Source organism: Lactobacillus kefiranofaciens, from assembly GCF_014656585.1.
Taxonomy (GTDB): domain Bacteria; phylum Bacillota; class Bacilli; order Lactobacillales; family Lactobacillaceae; genus Lactobacillus; species Lactobacillus kefiranofaciens.
Genome location: NZ_CP061341.1, coordinates 2,121,736 through 2,139,560, shown reverse-complemented (window position 1 = coordinate 2,139,560; position 17,825 = coordinate 2,121,736). Strand labels below are relative to the sequence as shown.

At 38.8% G+C, this 17,825-nt stretch carries 16 protein-coding genes, 2 pseudogenes and 1 riboswitch; of the genes and pseudogenes, 6 read left to right on the top strand and 12 right to left on the bottom strand.

All coding sequences use genetic code 11. The features are described from left to right. Nucleotides 1–90: 90 nt before the first annotated feature. The 3 genes from ICI50_RS10500 to ICI50_RS10490 all read left to right on the top strand — a co-directional run bounded on the left by ICI50_RS10500 (nucleotide 91) and on the right by ICI50_RS10490 (nucleotide 3,066). Nucleotides 91–1,650: a ClC family H(+)/Cl(-) exchange transporter gene (locus ICI50_RS10500; protein WP_056940914.1), complete on the top strand. Its 1,560-nt coding sequence runs from the start codon at nucleotides 91–93 to the stop codon at nucleotides 1,648–1,650. Between the two features lie 96 nt (nucleotides 1,651–1,746). Further along, nucleotides 1,747–2,850: a hypothetical protein gene (locus ICI50_RS10495; protein ID WP_054640289.1), complete on the top strand. Its 1,104-nt coding sequence runs from the start codon at nucleotides 1,747–1,749 to the stop codon at nucleotides 2,848–2,850. A 63-nt stretch (nucleotides 2,851–2,913) separates the two neighbouring features. Then, nucleotides 2,914–3,066: an SPJ_0845 family protein gene (locus ICI50_RS10490; RefSeq protein WP_003624933.1), complete on the top strand. Its 153-nt coding sequence runs from the start codon at nucleotides 2,914–2,916 to the stop codon at nucleotides 3,064–3,066. Between the two features lie 49 nt (nucleotides 3,067–3,115). On the opposite strand, the pseudogene ICI50_RS10485 reads toward ICI50_RS10490, so the two are convergent. Continuing rightward, nucleotides 3,116–4,481 (bottom strand): annotated as a pseudogene (locus tag ICI50_RS10485) (MFS transporter). 193 nt (nucleotides 4,482–4,674) lie between these two features. Here ICI50_RS10485 and ICI50_RS10480 point away from each other — a divergent pair. After that, complete coding sequence (locus tag ICI50_RS10480) at nucleotides 4,675–5,322, top strand: Crp/Fnr family transcriptional regulator (RefSeq protein WP_188891694.1); 648 nt, start codon at nucleotides 4,675–4,677, stop codon at nucleotides 5,320–5,322. Here the strand turns inward: ICI50_RS10480 and ICI50_RS10475 are convergent. From ICI50_RS10475 to ICI50_RS10430, 10 genes and pseudogenes are all read right to left on the bottom strand, one after another. Beyond that, complete coding sequence (locus ICI50_RS10475) at nucleotides 5,319–7,247, bottom strand: copper-translocating P-type ATPase (protein ID WP_188891692.1); 1,929 nt, start codon at nucleotides 7,245–7,247, stop codon at nucleotides 5,319–5,321. The genes ICI50_RS10480 and ICI50_RS10475 overlap by 4 nt on opposite strands. Next, nucleotides 7,247–7,534, bottom strand: a complete 288-nt coding sequence (locus ICI50_RS10470; protein WP_013854940.1) for a cupredoxin domain-containing protein — start codon at nucleotides 7,532–7,534, stop codon at nucleotides 7,247–7,249. The genes ICI50_RS10475 and ICI50_RS10470 overlap by 1 nt, the downstream gene beginning before the upstream one ends. Next, complete coding sequence (locus tag ICI50_RS10465) at nucleotides 7,534–7,911, bottom strand: cupredoxin domain-containing protein (protein ID WP_025084217.1); 378 nt, start codon at nucleotides 7,909–7,911, stop codon at nucleotides 7,534–7,536. Before ICI50_RS10465 ends, ICI50_RS10470 begins: the two co-directional genes overlap by 1 nt. 15 nt (nucleotides 7,912–7,926) lie before the next feature. Beyond that, nucleotides 7,927–8,367 carry a CopY/TcrY family copper transport repressor gene (locus ICI50_RS10460; protein ID WP_188891691.1) on the bottom strand — a complete coding sequence of 147 codons (441 nt, stop codon included), beginning with the start codon at nucleotides 8,365–8,367 and terminating at the stop codon, nucleotides 7,927–7,929. Nucleotides 8,368–8,478: 111 nt separating this feature from the next. Continuing rightward, the gene (locus ICI50_RS10455; RefSeq protein ID WP_244964961.1) at nucleotides 8,479–9,873 is read right to left on the bottom strand and encodes an IS3 family transposase; all 1,395 of its coding nucleotides are present in this window, start codon (nucleotides 9,871–9,873) and stop codon (nucleotides 8,479–8,481) included. 81 nt (nucleotides 9,874–9,954) lie between these two features. Beyond that, nucleotides 9,955–10,683 carry a DUF4097 family beta strand repeat-containing protein gene (locus tag ICI50_RS10450; protein WP_188891690.1) on the bottom strand — a complete coding sequence of 243 codons (729 nt, stop codon included), beginning with the start codon at nucleotides 10,681–10,683 and terminating at the stop codon, nucleotides 9,955–9,957. Between the two features lie 9 nt (nucleotides 10,684–10,692). Next, nucleotides 10,693–10,989: pseudogene (locus tag ICI50_RS10445) on the bottom strand (helix-turn-helix domain-containing protein); the annotation flags it as partial. A gap of 201 nt (nucleotides 10,990–11,190) precedes the next feature. Continuing rightward, the gene (locus tag ICI50_RS10440; protein ID WP_025084295.1) at nucleotides 11,191–11,445 is read right to left on the bottom strand and encodes a hypothetical protein; all 255 of its coding nucleotides are present in this window, start codon (nucleotides 11,443–11,445) and stop codon (nucleotides 11,191–11,193) included. Between the two features lie 99 nt (nucleotides 11,446–11,544). Beyond that, a complete protein-coding gene (locus ICI50_RS10435; protein ID WP_013854946.1) occupies nucleotides 11,545–12,855 on the bottom strand; it encodes an NCS2 family permease in 1,311 nt (436 codons plus the stop codon). A gap of 73 nt (nucleotides 12,856–12,928) precedes the next feature. Beyond that, nucleotides 12,929–13,026: riboswitch (purine riboswitch) on the bottom strand. A 90-nt stretch (nucleotides 13,027–13,116) separates the two neighbouring features. After that, on the bottom strand, nucleotides 13,117–14,427 hold the full coding sequence (locus ICI50_RS10430) for an NCS2 family permease (RefSeq protein ID WP_054640611.1): 1,311 nt from the start codon (nucleotides 14,425–14,427) through the stop codon (nucleotides 13,117–13,119). 268 nt (nucleotides 14,428–14,695) lie between these two features. Here ICI50_RS10430 and ICI50_RS10425 point away from each other — a divergent pair, with 268 nt between their 5' ends. After that, nucleotides 14,696–15,430, top strand: coding sequence for a TIGR00266 family protein (locus ICI50_RS10425; RefSeq protein WP_188891689.1), 735 nt, complete (start codon nucleotides 14,696–14,698; stop codon nucleotides 15,428–15,430). Between the two features lie 115 nt (nucleotides 15,431–15,545). Continuing rightward, on the top strand, nucleotides 15,546–16,280 hold the full coding sequence (locus ICI50_RS10420) for a MerR family transcriptional regulator (RefSeq protein WP_095342461.1): 735 nt from the start codon (nucleotides 15,546–15,548) through the stop codon (nucleotides 16,278–16,280). A 68-nt stretch (nucleotides 16,281–16,348) separates the two neighbouring features. Here ICI50_RS10420 and ICI50_RS10415 read toward each other — a convergent pair whose 3' ends face one another. After that, nucleotides 16,349–17,656: an NCS2 family permease gene (locus tag ICI50_RS10415; protein ID WP_095342460.1), complete on the bottom strand. Its 1,308-nt coding sequence runs from the start codon at nucleotides 17,654–17,656 to the stop codon at nucleotides 16,349–16,351. Between the last annotated feature and the right edge of the window lie 169 nt (nucleotides 17,657–17,825).

The following is a 17,825-nucleotide window of genomic DNA, read 5'->3' as shown; positions in this document are numbered from 1 at the left end:
AAATAAAGTCAGTTAGAGTAAATTCTAGCTGGCTTTTTAGTGTACAATAAATAGCGACACAGTTTTTCAATTAAGGTAGAGGGGGACTTTATGAAAGACGAGGGAAATAAAACCAACATTAAGCTGCTTTTACAAGCACTAGTTGTTGGTATCTGTACTGGTATAATTGTCGGTTTATTTAGGTTTGGAATTGAGAAGACATCTGCCTTCTGGTTATATCTGTTCCAATTAGCTCATCAAAATCCATTATGGTTTGTTGCAATTATTGCAGGATTTATTGCAGTTGCCGTAATTGCCGGTTATTTTGTTAAACAATATCCTCATGTTGGTGGCTCTGGTATTCCAGAAGTAAAGCTGCAGCTGCAGGGAAAGCTGCATTTACAATGGCTGCCAATTTTGTGGCGGAAATTAATTGGCGGTATTCTGGTAATTGGTACAGGCTTGTTCTTAGGACCAGAGGGACCATCACTGCAGTTAGGTTCAACAATTGGTCAAGGTGTAGGTCAAGGCTTTAAGCAAGATCGACTTAATTCGCGAATTTTGCTGGCTACTGGTGCTTCAAGTGGTTTGTCTGCTGCTTTTGGTGCGCCTTTAAGTGGAGCTTTATTTGTCCTTGAAGAAGTCTTTCATAATTTCTCACCACTTGTTTGGATGAACGCCTTAGCAGGTGCGATTGCTTCGAACTTCGTAGTTTCTAATTTATTTGGGATTCATCACGCGTTAGCAATTCCATATAATTACTCTTTTCCAATTGGGCTCTACTGGCACTTAATTATTCTGGGCATTATCCTTGGTCTCTTAGGTCACCTTTATAAGATTGGCTTATTTAGCTTGAAAAAAGTTTATGCTAAGATCACCTTTTTGCCTCGCTGGCTGCATGGCTTGATTCCATTAGCTATTTTGATTCCAATTGCTTATTTTTGGCCAATTATCACGGGTCCAGGTAATCGTTTGATCTTGTCTTTGCCACACATGATTACTAAAACTGGTTGGGGCTTAGTTGGTCTGTTAGCGTTCTTCTATGTAATGAGAATTGTTTTCTCAATCGTAGCTTACGATTCAGGCTTGCCCAGTGGTATTTTCCTGCCAATTTTAACGATGGGTGCCTTGATTGGTGCAACTTATGGTCTATTTATGGTCCGAATTGGGTTGATGCCACAACGTTTTGTAGTAAACTTAGTCATCTTTTCAATGGCGGGCTATTTCGCCGCCATTATTCGTGCGCCATTTACTGCCATTACTTTAATTACGGAAATGGTAGGTTCACTGCTTCATTTGATGCCGTTAGCCGTTGTAGCGTTCATCGCGCTTTTGGTAGATGAGCTGCTTGGCGGTAAGCCGATCTATGGCCTTTTAGCAGCTGCTATGGATACGAGTAGCGACCGCAAGGCTAACTATACTGGGCAGGCCGATCAAATGACTCTGCCGGTCTATGAGAGCAGTAAACTGGTCGATAAGCAAGTCTCAGAAATTAAGTGGCCTAAAGATGCACGGATTAGAATGATTCACCGTGATGGGGATGATATTATTCCAACTGGTCAAACCGTTATTCGTGGTGGCGATATGTTAGTGCTTGAATTTGATTCCAGTCAAAGAGGCAACGTTTATAGCAAGATGAAAGATTTGCAAGGCGTTGAACTTGATGGGTAATAAAAGAGTAGATTAGGCGGTGTAAACCGGCTTTTTTCTTGCTAAAAAACGGCTAATAGATCATACTAAAAATCATGTAGAAAAGAGAGATGAGCATTGAATAATTTAGTCCAAATCACGCTAAACGCAGATCAAGAAAAATATGATTTAGCTGGGGATGAGAGCATCACTTTCATTGATGCCAATTCATATTATATTGGTCAAATTACGAGTCAGCATCACGGCTGGATTGTTTTAGAATCGGTTGATCAAGATGGCAATCGCGGTGGAGTAGTATTTATTCGCGCAGATCAGGTAGCCAAGATTGAAAATGATACGCCGGCGCTACGTTATTATGCAATTGCTACGATTCGTGATCCGTTTGGGATGCAGCGTTTGAATCGATCAGTAGTTGATTGGGACTTTACTAACATTCATGATCTTTTAATTAACGTGACGGATACCCATCCCTTGATTACGTTTGAGGTAAATGACGGGCAAAATTACACAGGGATTATTACGCAGCTTAGTCGAGACGAAGTGCGTATTTTAGAGCGAAACGAAACCACCCTGGAGCATTTTGCTACGGTTATCCCATTAAAAGATATCGTCTGTATCGATGTTAACAGTATTGATGATCGGTTGTTTGTTAGCTATTTAAAGCAAAAGAGAGAATTTCAAAATGGCCTCGATTTGGTAGAACTTTATTTTGACTATACTTTTGATGATCAATTTGGCAGTTTTGCTATTGGTAAAGTATTGAAATACGATGATGAGAATCTGCTGCTAGAGAGTTTGAATGAAGTGGGCCAGGTAGAGTCAATTGCTATTATTGCCCGAAATCACATTATTCATACTGGTGATGAATCAGAAAAGCTAAATTATTTTAATTATTTAGTTGAATGGCAGAAGAAAAATAAAAGTTTTGATCCTGATCATTTAGAAAGATCTGTAAATGTAGCTGGAACAATTAAATCACCTAAAGAAGTAGTTGAAGATTGGCCTAGAAATCGTGTGGTCAAGATTAGTGACGCGATCTATCATTATCCTGATCGGCTGGGGCTGATTGCAGATTACACAGAAGATGGTTTTGACTTAAAAATTTTAACTGAGTATAATCTTGGCGAAATCAGCGATCATGCTTATGAAGATATAGTGAGTGTCGATCTAGTTGGCTCGGATATGAAAAGAATGCAGAATTTTCTTGATTATGGTGGGTAAATAAGTTGGCGGCAGCTGGCAAATTTTTATATAATTAACCCAGAAATGAAAGGAAGATGTTCTATGGGATTAACTTTTGACAACCCTAATAACTTACAGAAGATGCTGGATCGCTTTGCGACTGTACCAGATCCAAAGAAGACGCCTAAGCATAAGGATCCTGAGGAATTGTTAAATAAGGATTCTAAGGATAAGAAGAAAAAAGATAAAAAGTAAAAGAAAAAGCAGATTGCCTAAAATGTGAGCAATCTGCTTTTTTAGATGATTAATTATTTTCTGCTTTCTTGATAAATTGTGGTGAAGTTTCTGGTGCCCAAATAAGACAAACCAGAAAGGCTACCAATAGCACAATGGCACAGACGATCATGGCTAAGCTAGCACCACCCGCATTAGTTAAAACAGGCAGCAAGAATGTACCGGCAGCCGCACCGATTCGACTGATCGTGATACAAGTACCAACACCTGTACCACGAACTTTAATGTCAAATAATTCTGTTGGATATGGGTAATCTAGAACTAAGCCAGATGAAAGGATAATAGCGAACAAGGCGAAAATGCCTAATTTAACCATTGAATTCAAACTGGGGATTAGAGCCAAAATAGCAATTAAAATGCCAGAGATAAGGAAGTTGCTGATTAAGAAGGCGCGGCGACTGATGCGGTTGAAGATTAAGATCCCTAGAACTACACCGATAAACATCCCACCGTTATAGATGAATTCCTGAAACGGTGCTGTTAGTAATATTCATGCTCTTTAATAAAATGGGCAGGAAGATACTGATGCAGAAGAATGAGAATGCTTGGCAGGCATAGAAAATCCCACCAACTAAAGTACGACGTAAATATTTCTTGGAGAATAATATTGCCCAGGAAATATTTTTAGTCATTTTCTTTTTATCGCGTCTAATAAAGCGTGTGGGAAGTCTCCACTTGCGTCCCATATGTTTGCGGATGACTTTGCTGGCTTTTTTGACTTTACCCTTGCTGGCTAACCAGCTTGGGGATGCAGGAAGTGGGAAGAAGCTTCTGAATAAGGCTGTAATTAAAGCGGGAACAGCCCCGGTAGCTAAAATGATTTGCCAAGTATAACTGCCAAAGCCGGTAATCATGGTACCTGCTAAATAAGAAAGGATAAAGCCAATTGTCCAGTAGATTAACAAATGGCTTTGTCTTTTACTATCTTCACCTTTAGGTAGCCATTCAGTTAATAAGGCGTTACCGACCGTGTAGTCAACTGCAATCATCAAACCGATGCCGATTCGAATAATGAAAGTTAGTAAGAAATTAGCAGTTACTAAGTGTAATAAAGTAAAAGCAGCTAAGATATACATATTGATCATCAACATTTTGCGGCGGCCGATTTTGTCGGAAAGTCGCCCAATAATTAAAGAACCGGCTAGGCCGATTAGAGAACCAGCTCCGATTAGTCCCGTCCATAAATCGCTGATTTGAATATATTTAGCTGCATTAGAAAGTGCGGTCCCACTGATGCCTAATGCATAACCACAGGCAATTTGCCCTAAAACTACGGCAATCATGACCCGTAAGTGAACTGGCATTAGCGGTGCGCGTTTATAATTCTTTTTAGTCTTAATAAATTTTTCGCGTTTGATTTTTTCGTTATTTTCCATAAGTGCAAGTAAAAACTTGCTTATTCCTCAACTCCTCTAGATAAATAGAAATAATAGCTTTACATAATACATACTAACAAATAATAAGAAATCATGCAAAAAGGCATGAAGCTACATCTCTTGATTTGGTATCGAATGTAGATTAGGATTCATTTAAAAGTAAATTGATTTAGATCAAGAAAAGAGAACTATTATGAAAAAACATTCGGCAGTAGCTTGCATCGGTCAAGCTGGTTTATTTGCACAATTACCAGAAGAAGATTTAACCAAAATTGCACCAATTTCTACTCATCAAGAATATTTTCCTAAAGGCAGCATCATTCGTCAGCCGGGCGATGGCAAAGATGGATTAATATTTTTAGATCAAGGCAGTGCCAAGATTTATAGTCTAAACGAGGCCGGTAAAGAGACGGTGCTAGGTGTATTGAATAAGGGTGATCTTGATGGACAGCAGAACCTTTTTCAGGATAACCATGAGGAGAACTTCGTTCAGGCTTTGCAAGATACTTATGTCTGTTCAATTAATCGTCGCGATTTTCAGGATCTTTTGAAAAAGACGCAAGATCTAGCTATTAATATGTTGAATAATTTTGGTGAAAAATTGGTAGCCATTGAGACTAAATCAATTCGGCGCAATTCAATGAGTGCTAAGGATCGGTTGCTGGCCTACTTGGAAGACTTAGCTAAAAAGCAGGGCAGACGTGACGTACAGTTAAAGCTAAAGAAAAAAGATCTGGCCAGTTATTTGGGTGTTACGCCGGAAACCTTAAGCAGGCAATTGAAAAAATTGGCAAAAGAAAACCGGATAAAATTATCCGGTCGAAAAATTATTTTACTTTAAGCAGTCGTACCTGCAATTTTAGTTTTGTTCAGCAGTAGCGAACTAGTTACTACGGATACGGAACTGAAGGCCATTGCTAAACCGGCAAGTTCAGGACTAAGAGTTAAACCAAGTCCCATGAACAGACCTGCGGCAATAGGAATGCCGATAGTGTTGTATATCAAAGCCCAGAAGAGGTTTAATTTGATTCTGTTGAAAGTCTTCTTAGAAATGTCTAATGCTCTCACAACGCCCATTAAGTCGTTTTGAACAAGGACAATTCCGCCAGATTCGATGGCGATATCTGTACCTGAACCCATTGCAATCCCGACGTTTGCAGTAGAAAGGGCAGGAGCGTCGTTAATACCGTCACCAACAAAGGCAACTGTTCTGCCACTATTTTGCAATTTCTTGATTTCAGCGGCTTTTTCGGTTGGCAAAACGCCAGCGATTACTTGATCAATTCCGATCTCTTCGCTGATTGCTTGAGCAACATTTTCGTTATCACCAGTAAGCATAACAGTTTTTAAGCCGCGCTTCTTAAGCTCCGCAATGGCTGCCTTAGAGCTAGGCTTAGGCACGTCTTGAATGGCAATTAAACCAATAATTTCTTTACCTAAACCAACGTAAACGACGGTCTTCGCTTCTTTTTGCAATTTAGCAGCTTGATCTTTCATTTCCCGGGAAATAGAAATATCTTCTAATAAGCGTTCACTACCAACAAAGGCCTCTTGGTCACCATAATTGGCTTTAACACCCTTACCTTCAATTGCAGCAAAGTTTTTCACGTTAGCTAGGGAAATATTATTTTCATTAGCCTTTTTAACTACGGCAGTAGCTAGTGGGTGTTCGGAATTATTTTCCAAGCTAGCCGCAATGGTTAAGACCTTATTTTGATCGCCAACCACATCGGTAACCTGTGGCTTACCAACGGTGATGGTACCAGTTTTGTCGAAAACGACTGTGTCAATGTCGCTAACTTCTTCCAAAACTTCACCGTTCTTGATTAAAACGCCCATCTTAGCGCTACGAGCAGTACCTACCATTAAAGCGGTTGGAGTAGCTAGTCCAAGAGCACAAGGACAAGCGATCACTACTACGGAAACGGCAAAGAGCATAGCGTTAACGGCTGTTGCGCCTAAGAAGACGTACCAGAGCACAAAGGTGATAATCGCAATGATTAAAACGGCTGGTACGAAAATATTAGAGATCTTATCAGTTAAATTCTGGATTGGCGCATGACTGGTTTGGGCTTTTTTAACTAGATCGACAATCTGAGATAGCATTGTATCGCTGCCAACCTTGGTTGCTTTAAAGGTAAAAGTGCCGTTGGTGTTGATCGTTGAACCAACGACGTCGTCACCTTTTTTCTTAGTGACTGGCATGCTTTCACCAGTAACCATTGATTCATCAAGAGTGGATGAGCCATCGACAATTACGCCATCTACAGGAACCTTTTCGCCTGGCTTAACGCGGATGATATCGCCGACCTTAACTTGTTCAAGTGGGACTTTAACGAATTTGCCGTTGCGTTCTACTTCGGCATCTTTAGCCTGTAGGTCAATTAATTTAGCTAAGGCGTTAGAGGCGTTGTTGTGCATCTTTTCTTCCATCGCATCCCCGAGTAAAACGAAGACCGTTACGAAAGCAGCACTTTCAAAGTAGACTTCGCGTCCCGTGAACATGGCGAAGATACTATAGAAGTACGCTACAGAGGTGCCGACGGCAACCAGCGTATTCATGTTAGCGTTATGGTGCTTAAAAGCGGCCCAGGCACTGCTCCAATAAGGTGCAGCAGAGATAGCCATGATGATTGTGGTCGTGATAAAGGCGATCCAATTATAACCTGGCATCATCCAGTGAAAGGGCATGGCAAACATCTGAATTAGCATGGGAATCGCTAAAACAAATGAGATCCAGAAGCGTTTAATATTAGAGAGATTCATTACTTAACGACGACCTTTCCATGGAACATGTCCATTCCGCAAGCGTAGGTATAAGTACCTGGCTTGTCGGTTGGGATATCAATGGTGACTTCTTTTTTGTCATCTAATTTTTGATCAAAATTCAAGTCTTTTGAAACGACTTCATTCATGCAGCCCATATTGTCTGAGGGAATGAATTTTAATTGGGCAGTTTTACCCTGCTTGAAAGTAACCGTATCTGGTTTGTAGCCATGATTTTCTGCATTAACAACAACTTTTTTAGTTTGATTCTTTGAAAAAACACTCATTATTTAACAATAACCTTTCCATGAAACATATCCATTCCGCAGGCAAAATTGTAGGTGCCTTTTTTATCAGTTGGAATATCAATTGTAGTAACTTTTTGCTTGGTTAAATCTTTGTTAACGCCAAGTTGTTCAAAAACAACATGGGACAAACATGCAGTTGAGTCCTTCATATCGAAGTTGACCTTGGCGGGAACGCCTTGCTTTAAAACAATGGTTGAAGGGGAGTAGCCACCTTTGACCACAATATTTGCTTCTTGTGAACCTTGTTCAACAGCAGCAGTACCCACAGCTTCTTGGTGTTTACCAAAGAACCACCAAAGGATAAAACCAATTAGTAAAATAGCTACGACTAATGTGATGATTTGCGAAATACCCATTTTATTTCTCTCCTTTTAGCACAGATGCTCTTTTCCTGGTAGGCAGTTGCATGGCACCATATCAGGAGTTGTTTTCTCTTTTTGAGCAATAATCTCTTTCATCTTAGCTAAATCGCTTTTTGAAATAGGGGAGTCAGCGAGCAACTGCAGGATGACTTCTCCTTTATGCATATTGCACATGCGATCGAGCAATTCTTGTGCTGCCTCGGTCATTACTTGCGTTTGGTTAACCTTAGCCGAGTAAACGAAGTGCCGACCTTCCTCAGTAGTGTTAAGCAAGTTTTTATTAACTAAGCGGCGCAATAAAGTTTTAATAGTTGATTCGGACCAGTCTTTCTTGGCCTGCAGTTCTTGAATTATTTTAGTAGAACTGACAGGTTCAAGCGTCCAAATAATGCGCATGATTTCCCATTCGCTGTCGGAGATCGTGCTTTCTTTTTCTTGCAGTTTAACCATTTCTTCCTCCTATCGTTTACATTTGTAACTATACTACTTAAATTTACATTTGTAAACATTGATGCAATAAAAAAAGCATGTTTTTGATATGAACCCCAAATTTGGGACATATTATTGAACTGCTTTATTTAAAACCATATTTCGATATTCTATCGGAGTATGGTTTTTTAGTACTGTTTTAATTCTATCATGGTTGTAGTAATGAATGTATTCCTTGATTGCTTGTTCTAATTCGTTCATGGTTTTGAATGTCTTTTCAAAGCCATAGAACATTTCTCGTTTAAGAATGCCAAAGAAGCCCTCCATTAAGCCATCATCTAATGAATTGCCCTTGCGTGACATAGACTGGGAAACACCATGATTTTTAAGCCATGCCTGAAAAGCTGCGTGCTGATATTGCCAGCCCTGATCAGTATGAAAAATTAAGCCATTAAGAGCTGGATGCTTTTGATAAGCTTGATCCAGCATGTCCATTACTTGTTTCAATACTGGATGACGGCTTAATGTATAAGCAACAATCTCTTGACTGCAGCCATCCATCACAGGTGATAGATAAAGCTTTTCTCCATTAAGGTGAAATTCAGTAATATCTGAGTACCAATGCCTATCTGGGATAATCGCCGCAAAATGACGTTTAATTAAATTGGGCTTGATTTTTCCAATAGTTCCTTTATAGCTTGAATATTTAAATCTGCGTCTAATCGAAATGGCATATAAATGCATTTTGACCATTAAGCGCTTAACACGCTTATGATTGACTATAATGCCTTCACGACGCAATTGAGCAGTAATTCTGCGATAACCATATCGAGGCTTGTGCTCTTCGAATATTTTCTTAATCCGCTTCATGATTTTTTCGTTCTTTAAATCTTTGTCATCCTTGCCTAGTGTGTAGTAATAATTACTGCGTGATAAATGCGGCAGATCAGGATTGGAATTAATTGTATCAAGCACAAAACTAACGGTTACGTATAATTCTTGCCTTAGCTGTGTAACCACAGAAACTATTTCTTGTGCTGTTGGTCTCTGGTTCTTTGTGAGACTAAGGCGTTCAATTTTTTTACAAATTCGTTCTCGACAGTAAGTCTTAAGTTCTTCCGTTTGAGGTCCTTTATTTGCTTTTGAAGCTCTTGAATCTGTTTGTCTTTGTCCTTCATGGGTAGGTCTGCCTTTCTTATGATTAATGACATTATACCCATCTTCTTTATATTTGCGAATCCAATTATAAATCATGCCCCGACTAGACAATCCTAATTCTAAAGATACTTGATCGGCTACTTCGTGATTAAAAAGAACTCTTCTGATAGCTTTCTCCTTAAATTCAACTGAGTAGTTTGTATAACCAGTATCAAGAATCTCTATCCCATGGCGTTCTACTAACGTAATTAGATAAAACAAGTTTGCCCGATTTACTCCATATTCCTTAGCTGCCTGGTTAGCTGATATATTATAATTTTTCCAATTATTGTAAATATCAATTTTATCTTGTTTGGATAATTTAGACATAAATAAAAACCTCGAAATTCTTGTCCGAATTTCGGGGTTCATATCATTTTATCCATGCTTTTCATTTTGAGATTATGGCTATTAGTTATTTACTCTAATGTCTCCATCATCACTATTTGCAGTTAAAACATTTTTACTATGTAAATTGTGTTGATAGGAGCCACCATCATCATCGTTATAATTGTGACGGCGATAGGTAACATCTCCATCATCGGAATTCAAATCCACGCCTGAAGCGTTACATTTTTTGATTGAAATATCTCCATCGCTAGACGTAGCTTTGAATCCGGTGACCGAGCTTAATTGATCGATTTGTACATCCCCATCGTCAGAGCTAATAGAACCATTTACTACATTAAAGCTGTTAGCATTAATATCTCCATCGTCACTGTGAAGGGCTAGTTTCTTGGCGTTCACTTTTCCGTAACTAGTAATATCTCCATCATCGGTGTTGACTTTGATTTTAGTTAATTGCTTTTTAGGCAGGTAGATGGTCAGATAATTATCTTCGCTACTGTTAATATTGATTGAAAAATGATGATGATTACGAATGATTAGTTTGCCGTCTCTAACTTTGACTAGGGGCTTTATTTTTTTACCGCCGTGGTAGACAACCTTAGGGTGATTGCTTGCCTGTAAGTTGAAATCTAATAAATTTACATTGGCATCAATTTTATTGAAGTTTTGCCAAGTCATGGTTTCCTTAATCGTTGGCCCTAAATTAGTGTAGTGGTGCGGGATGAATCGACAACCGGATAGGGTAATTAATATTGTGAACAATAAGGTGATTAAAAAGCTTCGTTTTTTCATTTTTAACTCCTAGTAAAAAGATTCGATAATGTTAGAAATAGCATCACCGATTAATGGTAAAAGGATAAGGATGATCCACCAATATTTTGCTAAAAAGTCCCAGAAGTTCAGATGAGTAGAAGGTGATTTCTCTAGAACAACTTTCTGAACATTCTTTTCTTTACCTAAGATCAACTTATCTAGAGAGATATCGAATAACTCACTCATGGTTACTAAGCGATCGATATCTGGTAAAGAACCGCCTTTTTCCCATTTAGAAACTGATTGACGAGAAACATTTAATTTTTGTGCAAGACTATCCTGCGTTAAGTTTGCATTTTAACGATAACTTTTGATGCGTTGACCAATTGCTTGAATGTCTATCATTCATTTTCACTCCTCGTTTGAAAATTCATAATTTAATCTTGGCTTTTTTAGTTAAAAATGTCGAGCAAATGTTGGCTGAATCTTGTCAAATGGTGTTTGCTTTTTGTCAACTTGGGCTATTTTGATGAAAAAGAATTGAATTTAATGGACAAACAAACTAATCAGCAGCAATACCATCATGATCCAAATAGCATCGAGCAGATAAACTAGGATTTTAATCCAGATCTTTTTGTACAATTGACCAGTTTGAAAAAGAAAGTATAAAGTTAATCCAGCTAAGATAATTCCGATAGTGGTGCTAGATGTACTGTGTCCATTTAGATAGAAAAATATGCCCGTAATAGCAGATAGTATTAAAGTTCCAATGATCCAAAGGGATTGTTTATTTAATTTCATGATTGTACCTCTTAAAGTGTGTTTCATGTGAAACTACCTATATTTCATTATAAAGAAAAAAACTCATTCTTAACTAAAAGAATGAGTCATAGTTCTATGCTATAAATTCGTCACCAAGAAGAAAACGATAAACACCACAAACAGGATGTACATCATCGGCGTTACTTCCTTGTAACGCTTAGAAGCGATCATCGTAATTGGGTAAGCAATCAAGCCTAATGCCAAACCATCAGAAATTGAGTAGGTCAATGGCATCCCTACCACAGTCAAAAATGCAGGGAAGGCAATCTCAAACTTCTCCCAATCAATCTTCTTCAAGTTGCTGGCCATGAGCACGCCTACGATAATCAAGGCTGGAGCCGTAACAGTAGTTGGAATAACCTGCAATAATGGACTGAAAATCATACTAATAATGAAGAAAATACCAACAAAGATAGCAGTCAAACCAGTACGACCACCCATAGCGATGCCGGCACTTGATTCAACTGAAGTACCAAGAGGAGCAGTACCAAACATGGCACCTTCAACCATGGCAGTGGAGTCGGCTAAGAAGGCACGACCAATCCGTGGGATCTTACCGTTTTTATCAACCATGCCAGCTTGTTCAGTCATCCCGATCAAGGTACCAGCAGTATCAAAGAAGGTAACCAGCAGGAAGGTTAAAACGATCATCCAAAGTTGAGCGGTATTGATATCTTTAATATGAAAAACAGCTTGACCGAAGGTTGGTGCAATACTTGGCGCACCTGAGATGATGCCGTGTGGCAATGGAATTTGACCGATGACCATGCCAAAGATAGCAGTGATAATCATGCCGATAAAGATGGAGCCAGGTACTCGCAAAGCCATTAAGATGACGGTAAGAATTAAACCGAAAAGAGTAATCCAAACAGCTGAATTGCTGAACTTGCCCAAAGTAACTAAAGTGGAATCACTGTTGACGATTAACTGACCATTTTTTAAACCGATAAAGGCAATGAACAAACCGATCCCGGCAGAGATGGCATATTTCATGTCCTGGGGAATAGCGTCAACCACGATTTCACGCAGTTTAAAAATTGTGATTAAAATAAATAAAATTGATGCCACAAGAACGGCAGCTAAGGCTGTTTCCCAGGAAATTCTCATGCCGACACAAACGTTATAGGCAAAGAAGGCACCAGAGCCTAAAGTTGGTGCTAAAGCGATTGGGTAATTAGCGATGAAACCCATCAAAAAACAACCAATTGCAGTAGCGATTGCGGTAACGGTGAAGGCTGCGCCTTTAGGGATGCCGGCTGCGTGTAAGATGTTTGGGTTAACAAAAAGAATGTATGATAGTGAAACGAATGTGGTCAGTGCGGCGATTAATTCGCGTTTCACATTCGTGTGCGCTTCTTCTAAGTGAAAAAATTTGTTTAAGACTTGCAATTTTTCCTCCAACCTAATAAATGAAAAAAGGACACAGTTTACCCAAAACTATGGGTAAAAGATGTCCTTTAAAATTATGACCTCTAACACCTATAGTCCTGAATTTATGGTTCAGGGTAGATACTGTCGACCTTATTTCGACGATATATAGATAAGTTAATTGTTAAATATTCTAGCAGAAATTTATCATATACGCAAATGGACATAAAAAAGTAAGTAGCTTTAAGACTACTTGCTTATCGATAAATTATTTAATTGATTCTATTTAAAATTCAAGACAAAGAAGTAGATTACAAAGACGATAAACAGAATCCACATCATTGGCGTGATCTGCTTGAACTTCTTAGCAGCAATCATCGAGATTGGGTAAACTACAATTCCCCAGCCTAGACCGTCGGAGATGGAGTATGTAAGAGGCATTCCCAATGCAATTAAGAAACATGGAATAGCAATTTCAAGGTTAGTCCAGTGAACATGAGCCAAGTTTTCAGCCATCAATACGCCGACGATGATTAAGGCAGGAGCGGTAACTTGAGTAGTAAAGATGCTCAAAATTGGTGAAAAGATAGTGGAGATAATAAAGAAGATACCGACCCAAACTGCGGTTAAACCGGTACGTCCACCAACGGCGATGCCGGCGCTTGATTCAACGAAGGCACCAACTGGTGAGGTACCAAGAACAGAACCAACCAGCATACCAGATGAGTCGGCAGCTAAGGCTTGACCCGCACGAGGCATTTTATTGTTTTTCATCAGACCAGCTTGCTGAACTAAACCGATCAAGGTACCGGTAGTATCAAAGAAGGTAACTAGTAAGAAGGTAAAGACAACCACCCACATCTGAACGGTATTGATGTCACTGATGTGGAAGACAGCTTGACCAAAGGTTGGGGCAATGCTTGGCACAGATGAAACGATACCTTTAGGCATTGGAATTTGACCAATAACCACACCAAAGATCGCAGCAATAATCATACCAATAAAAATGGCACCTGGAACGCGGGCAATCATCAAGAAGATGGTGACAATCAAACCAAAAATGGTGATCCAAACAGTTGGGTTATTAAGACTGCCAATAGTAACCAAGGTTGAGTCACTGTTTTGAATTAAATGTCCACCTTGTAAACCGATGAAGGCGATGAATAATCCAATCCCGGCTGAGATCGCATATTTGATATCGGCAGGAATGGCATCGATGATCATTTCACGTACCTTAAATACAGTAAGCAAAATGAACAAAACTGAGGCAACCAAAACGGCAGCTAAAGCAGTTTGCCATTTTACCTTCATCCCCAGACAAACTGTGTAGGTGAAGAAGGCGTTCAATCCTAAAGTTGGTGCAGAAGCAATAGGGTAGTTGGCCACTAGCCCCATGACGATACAGGTAAAGGCTGCTGATAATGCCGTGACCGTAAATAACGCACCCTTGTCCATGCCACTTGCGCCCAATACGTTGGGGTTAACAAACAGGATGTATGACATACTTACAAAAGTAGTCAGGCCTGCTAGAAATTCCGTCTTAAATGAAGTCTTATTCTCATTTAAATGGAAAAAATTGCTGATAGAATTCATGTATTCCTCCAGATTGAGATAAATGTTCGCTAAATATCCGCTTATATTCTATAAACTAAGGAAATTTGGGAAATAAAGTTACTAAATACCGAATAATCAATTTAAATTATAAAGAAATAATTAACTATTTCAAGTGAAAATAGTTAATTTGTTCGATTTTTATTAATGAATGCGCATTCATTTTTGATAAAATGAGTTAAACTAGTTAAAAATTTGGAATAATGATATGATTGGTCTTGATCTTGAAAAAGAATATGGAGGTTTTGTGATGAATGATAACCGAATGAATTATACAATTGACAAACAAATGCAATTTCCGTTGATCGATATTGAGCTTGAACCAAGTGAAAAGGTATATATTCAACGTGGCAGCATGGTTTATCATTCCCCAAGCATTAAGCTGAATACTAAGGTAAATGCTTCAGGTTCAGGAATCGGCAAATTGGTTCGCGCTATGGGACGTTCGATTTCATCAGGAGAAAGCTTTTGGATTACTGAAGCGCAAGCACATAAGGAACTAGGACATTTAGCGATTGCTCCTGGATTGCCAGGTGAAGTGCTGCCTTTAAATTTAGGTGAAAAACAATACCGGATCAATGATGGGAAGTTTTTAGCTATGGACGGTTCAGCCAGCTATTCTATGGACGGTTCAGCCAGCTATTCAATGAAGAAGCAGACTCTAGGGCGCGCACTTTTATCTGGTACGGGTGGCTTTTTTGTTATGACGACTAGTGGCGATGGCGTTGTTCTATGTAACGCCTATGGTTCAATTAAGAAAATCGATTTGAATGATGATGAAATTACAATCGACAATAATCACGTTGTAGCTTGGTCAACTGACTTGAAGTATGATATCCATTTTGAGAGCGGCTTTGTTCAATCGATCGGCACTGGCGAAGGAGTGGTTAACACTTTCAAAGGTACCGGCGAGGTATATATTCAAAGTCTGAACTTGGAAACTTTCGCTAAGAAAATAGATGATATTTTACCAGGTGAAAAATAATTCCCCAGGAAATAAATGATGTAGCGTAAAATTCACTGCATCATTTTATTTTTGCAAAAATCACTTGACCTTAACCTTGCGTAAAACCGTATATTGACAGTAGGAGGTGAAAGTAATGCCAGAAAAATATTCTATTGGTGAGGTAGCTAAAAAGCTGAATATGACGCCGCGTGCAATTCGTTTTTATGAGCAAAAGAATCTAGTAAATCCGGATTCAATTGGCGAAAATGGTTATTGCTATTATGGAGAAAAGCAGCTGCAGAAGTTAGAATTGATCAACTATTTGCGTTACTTGAATTTCTCTATTAAGCAGATTAAACAACTGCTTAGCGATCAAAATAGCGCTGAATCAATTCATTTATTAATTCAAGACCAGATTCGAGCAGATGAAAATGAAATTGCTACATTGCGCCAACATCAAAAGCAATTAAAACGTTTAGCCAATACGGTGGTTGCGCGAAAAATAGGTTCAGATAATATGATCGGCATTGCACAAATTATGAGAAAAGAAGCAAGGTTAACTAGTCTGAGAAGAAAAATGTGGTTATTTGGCTTAGGAATTCTTTTAATTGAAGTGGTAGGTATTATTAGCGCCCTTCAATTTAAGGAACTGGATAACTTAAGCGCAATGACCGCCAGTATTATAGTGATGCTAATTTTAGTATTTGGTCTAACTGCTTTTGTGACCAAGTTTTACTACAATCAGGTGGAGTATATTTGTCCTAACTGTGAGACCAAGTTTATTCCTAGCTTAGGGAAATTCATTTTTTCACCACATACGCCTAAGTTTAGAAAATTAGAATGTCCTAATTGGCATCATAAATCATATTGTTTAGAAATTGCTCGTTAATATTTCCTGGGTAATATAAAAAAAACTAGTCGACAAAACTAGTTCTTTTTAGTTATAAGATTTATTTTTTAGAAATTCAAAACCCATAAGAAGATCAAGAATACTACGAACAGTACCCACATCATTGGGGTGATTTCCTTGCCACGCTTAGCAGCAAGCATACAAATTGGGTAAGTGATCATTCCCCATGATAAACCATCAGAAATTGAGTAAGTAAGTGGCATCCCTAAAATGATCAAGAATGCAGGTACCGCAATTTCTAACTTGTTCCAGTGAATGTGTGCAGTATTTTGAGCCATCAAGACACCAACAATGATTAAAGCTGGAGCAGTAACTTGGCTAGTGAAAACGCCAAGCAGTGGACTGAAGATCATTGAGATCAAGAAGAAGATTGCTACAAAGACAGCAGTCAAACCGGTACGACCACCAACAGCGATACCAGCACTAGATTCAACGAATGCACCAACTGGTGAGGTACCAAGAATAGAACCAACGGCCATTGCACTTGAGTCAGCGGCCAAAGCCTTACCAACACGAGGCATCTTGTTGTTCTTCATGAAACCGGCTTGTTGAGCTAAACCGATTAAGGTACCGGCAGTATCGAAGAAGGTAACCAATAAGAAGGTTAAAACAACAACCCACATTTGGACAGTATTGATATCTTTAATGTGGAAGACTGCTTGACCAAAAGTTGGAGCCAAACTTGGTGCGGTAGAAATAAACTTGTGTGGCAAAACAATTTGACCGGTGCAAATGCCGAAGATGGCTGCTAACACCATGCCGATGAAGATAGCACCAGGTACGTTTAAGATCATCAAAATAACAGTGACTAATAACCCAAAGATTGTTACCCAAATCAAAGGATTATGCAATGACCCTAAACCGACCAAGGTTGATTTGTTAGCCACGATCATTTTACCGTTTTGTAAGCCCAAGAAGGCAATGAACAAACCAATACCTGAAGAAATAGCATACTTCAAGTCAGCGGGGATTGAATCAATGATCTTTTCTCTTAATTTGAATAAAGTAATCAAAATGAAAATAATTGAAGCAACGAAAACGCTGGCTAAAGCGGTTTGCCATTTAACGTGCATCCCGACGCAGACAGTGTAAGCGAAGAATGCGTTAATCCCTAAAGCTGGTGCTTCACCGATTGGGTAGTTAGCGACAATCCCCATGATTGCCGTACCCAACGCACTAGCTAAAGCAGTGGCGGTGAAGACGGCACCGGTATCCATACCACTGGCACCTAAAACGCTGGGGTTAACAAATAAAATATAAGACATACTGATAAAAGTAGTTAAACCAGCAATAAATTCGACTTTAACACTGGTCTTATACTTATCTAGTTGAAAATAGTTTTTAATAAAATTCATTATTCTCTCCAATAGAAATGTTCGTGTTTTTACTCCCTTAGAACAACTCTTATAATTTATCATTCATAAACAGATTTGTAAACGCGAATTATAAATAAAATTAGGAGGTAAATCAGTCTAAATTACAGATAAAAGTAAATAATTACTAAAATTGAATTGGCTTTCATTA

Excerpts from the sequence above, each read along its gene's own strand:
- ICI50_RS10420 (WP_095342461.1), top strand. The coding sequence starts at position 15,546 with ATGCCAGAAAAATATTCTATTGGTGAGGTAGCTAAAAAGCTGAATATG.
- ICI50_RS10430 (WP_054640611.1), bottom strand. The coding sequence starts at position 14,427 with ATGAATTCTATCAGCAATTTTTTCCATTTAAATGAGAATAAGACTTCA.
- ICI50_RS10425 (WP_188891689.1), top strand. The coding sequence starts at position 14,696 with ATGAATGATAACCGAATGAATTATACAATTGACAAACAAATGCAATTT.
- ICI50_RS10440 (WP_025084295.1), bottom strand. The coding sequence starts at position 11,445 with ATGAAATTAAATAAACAATCCCTTTGGATCATTGGAACTTTAATACTA.
- ICI50_RS10450 (WP_188891690.1), bottom strand. The coding sequence starts at position 10,683 with ATGAAAAAACGAAGCTTTTTAATCACCTTATTGTTCACAATATTAATT.
- ICI50_RS10465 (WP_025084217.1), bottom strand. The coding sequence starts at position 7,911 with ATGGGTATTTCGCAAATCATCACATTAGTCGTAGCTATTTTACTAATT.
- ICI50_RS10470 (WP_013854940.1), bottom strand. The coding sequence starts at position 7,534 with ATGAGTGTTTTTTCAAAGAATCAAACTAAAAAAGTTGTTGTTAATGCA.
- ICI50_RS10480 (WP_188891694.1), top strand. The coding sequence starts at position 4,675 with ATGAAAAAACATTCGGCAGTAGCTTGCATCGGTCAAGCTGGTTTATTT.
- ICI50_RS10455 (WP_244964961.1), bottom strand. The coding sequence starts at position 9,873 with ATGTCTAAATTATCCAAACAAGATAAAATTGATATTTACAATAATTGG.
- ICI50_RS10460 (WP_188891691.1), bottom strand. The coding sequence starts at position 8,367 with ATGGTTAAACTGCAAGAAAAAGAAAGCACGATCTCCGACAGCGAATGG.
- ICI50_RS10490 (WP_003624933.1), top strand. The coding sequence starts at position 2,914 with ATGGGATTAACTTTTGACAACCCTAATAACTTACAGAAGATGCTGGAT.
- ICI50_RS10415 (WP_095342460.1), bottom strand. The coding sequence starts at position 17,656 with ATGAATTTTATTAAAAACTATTTTCAACTAGATAAGTATAAGACCAGT.
- ICI50_RS10475 (WP_188891692.1), bottom strand. The coding sequence starts at position 7,247 with ATGAATCTCTCTAATATTAAACGCTTCTGGATCTCATTTGTTTTAGCG.
- ICI50_RS10500 (WP_056940914.1), top strand. The coding sequence starts at position 91 with ATGAAAGACGAGGGAAATAAAACCAACATTAAGCTGCTTTTACAAGCA.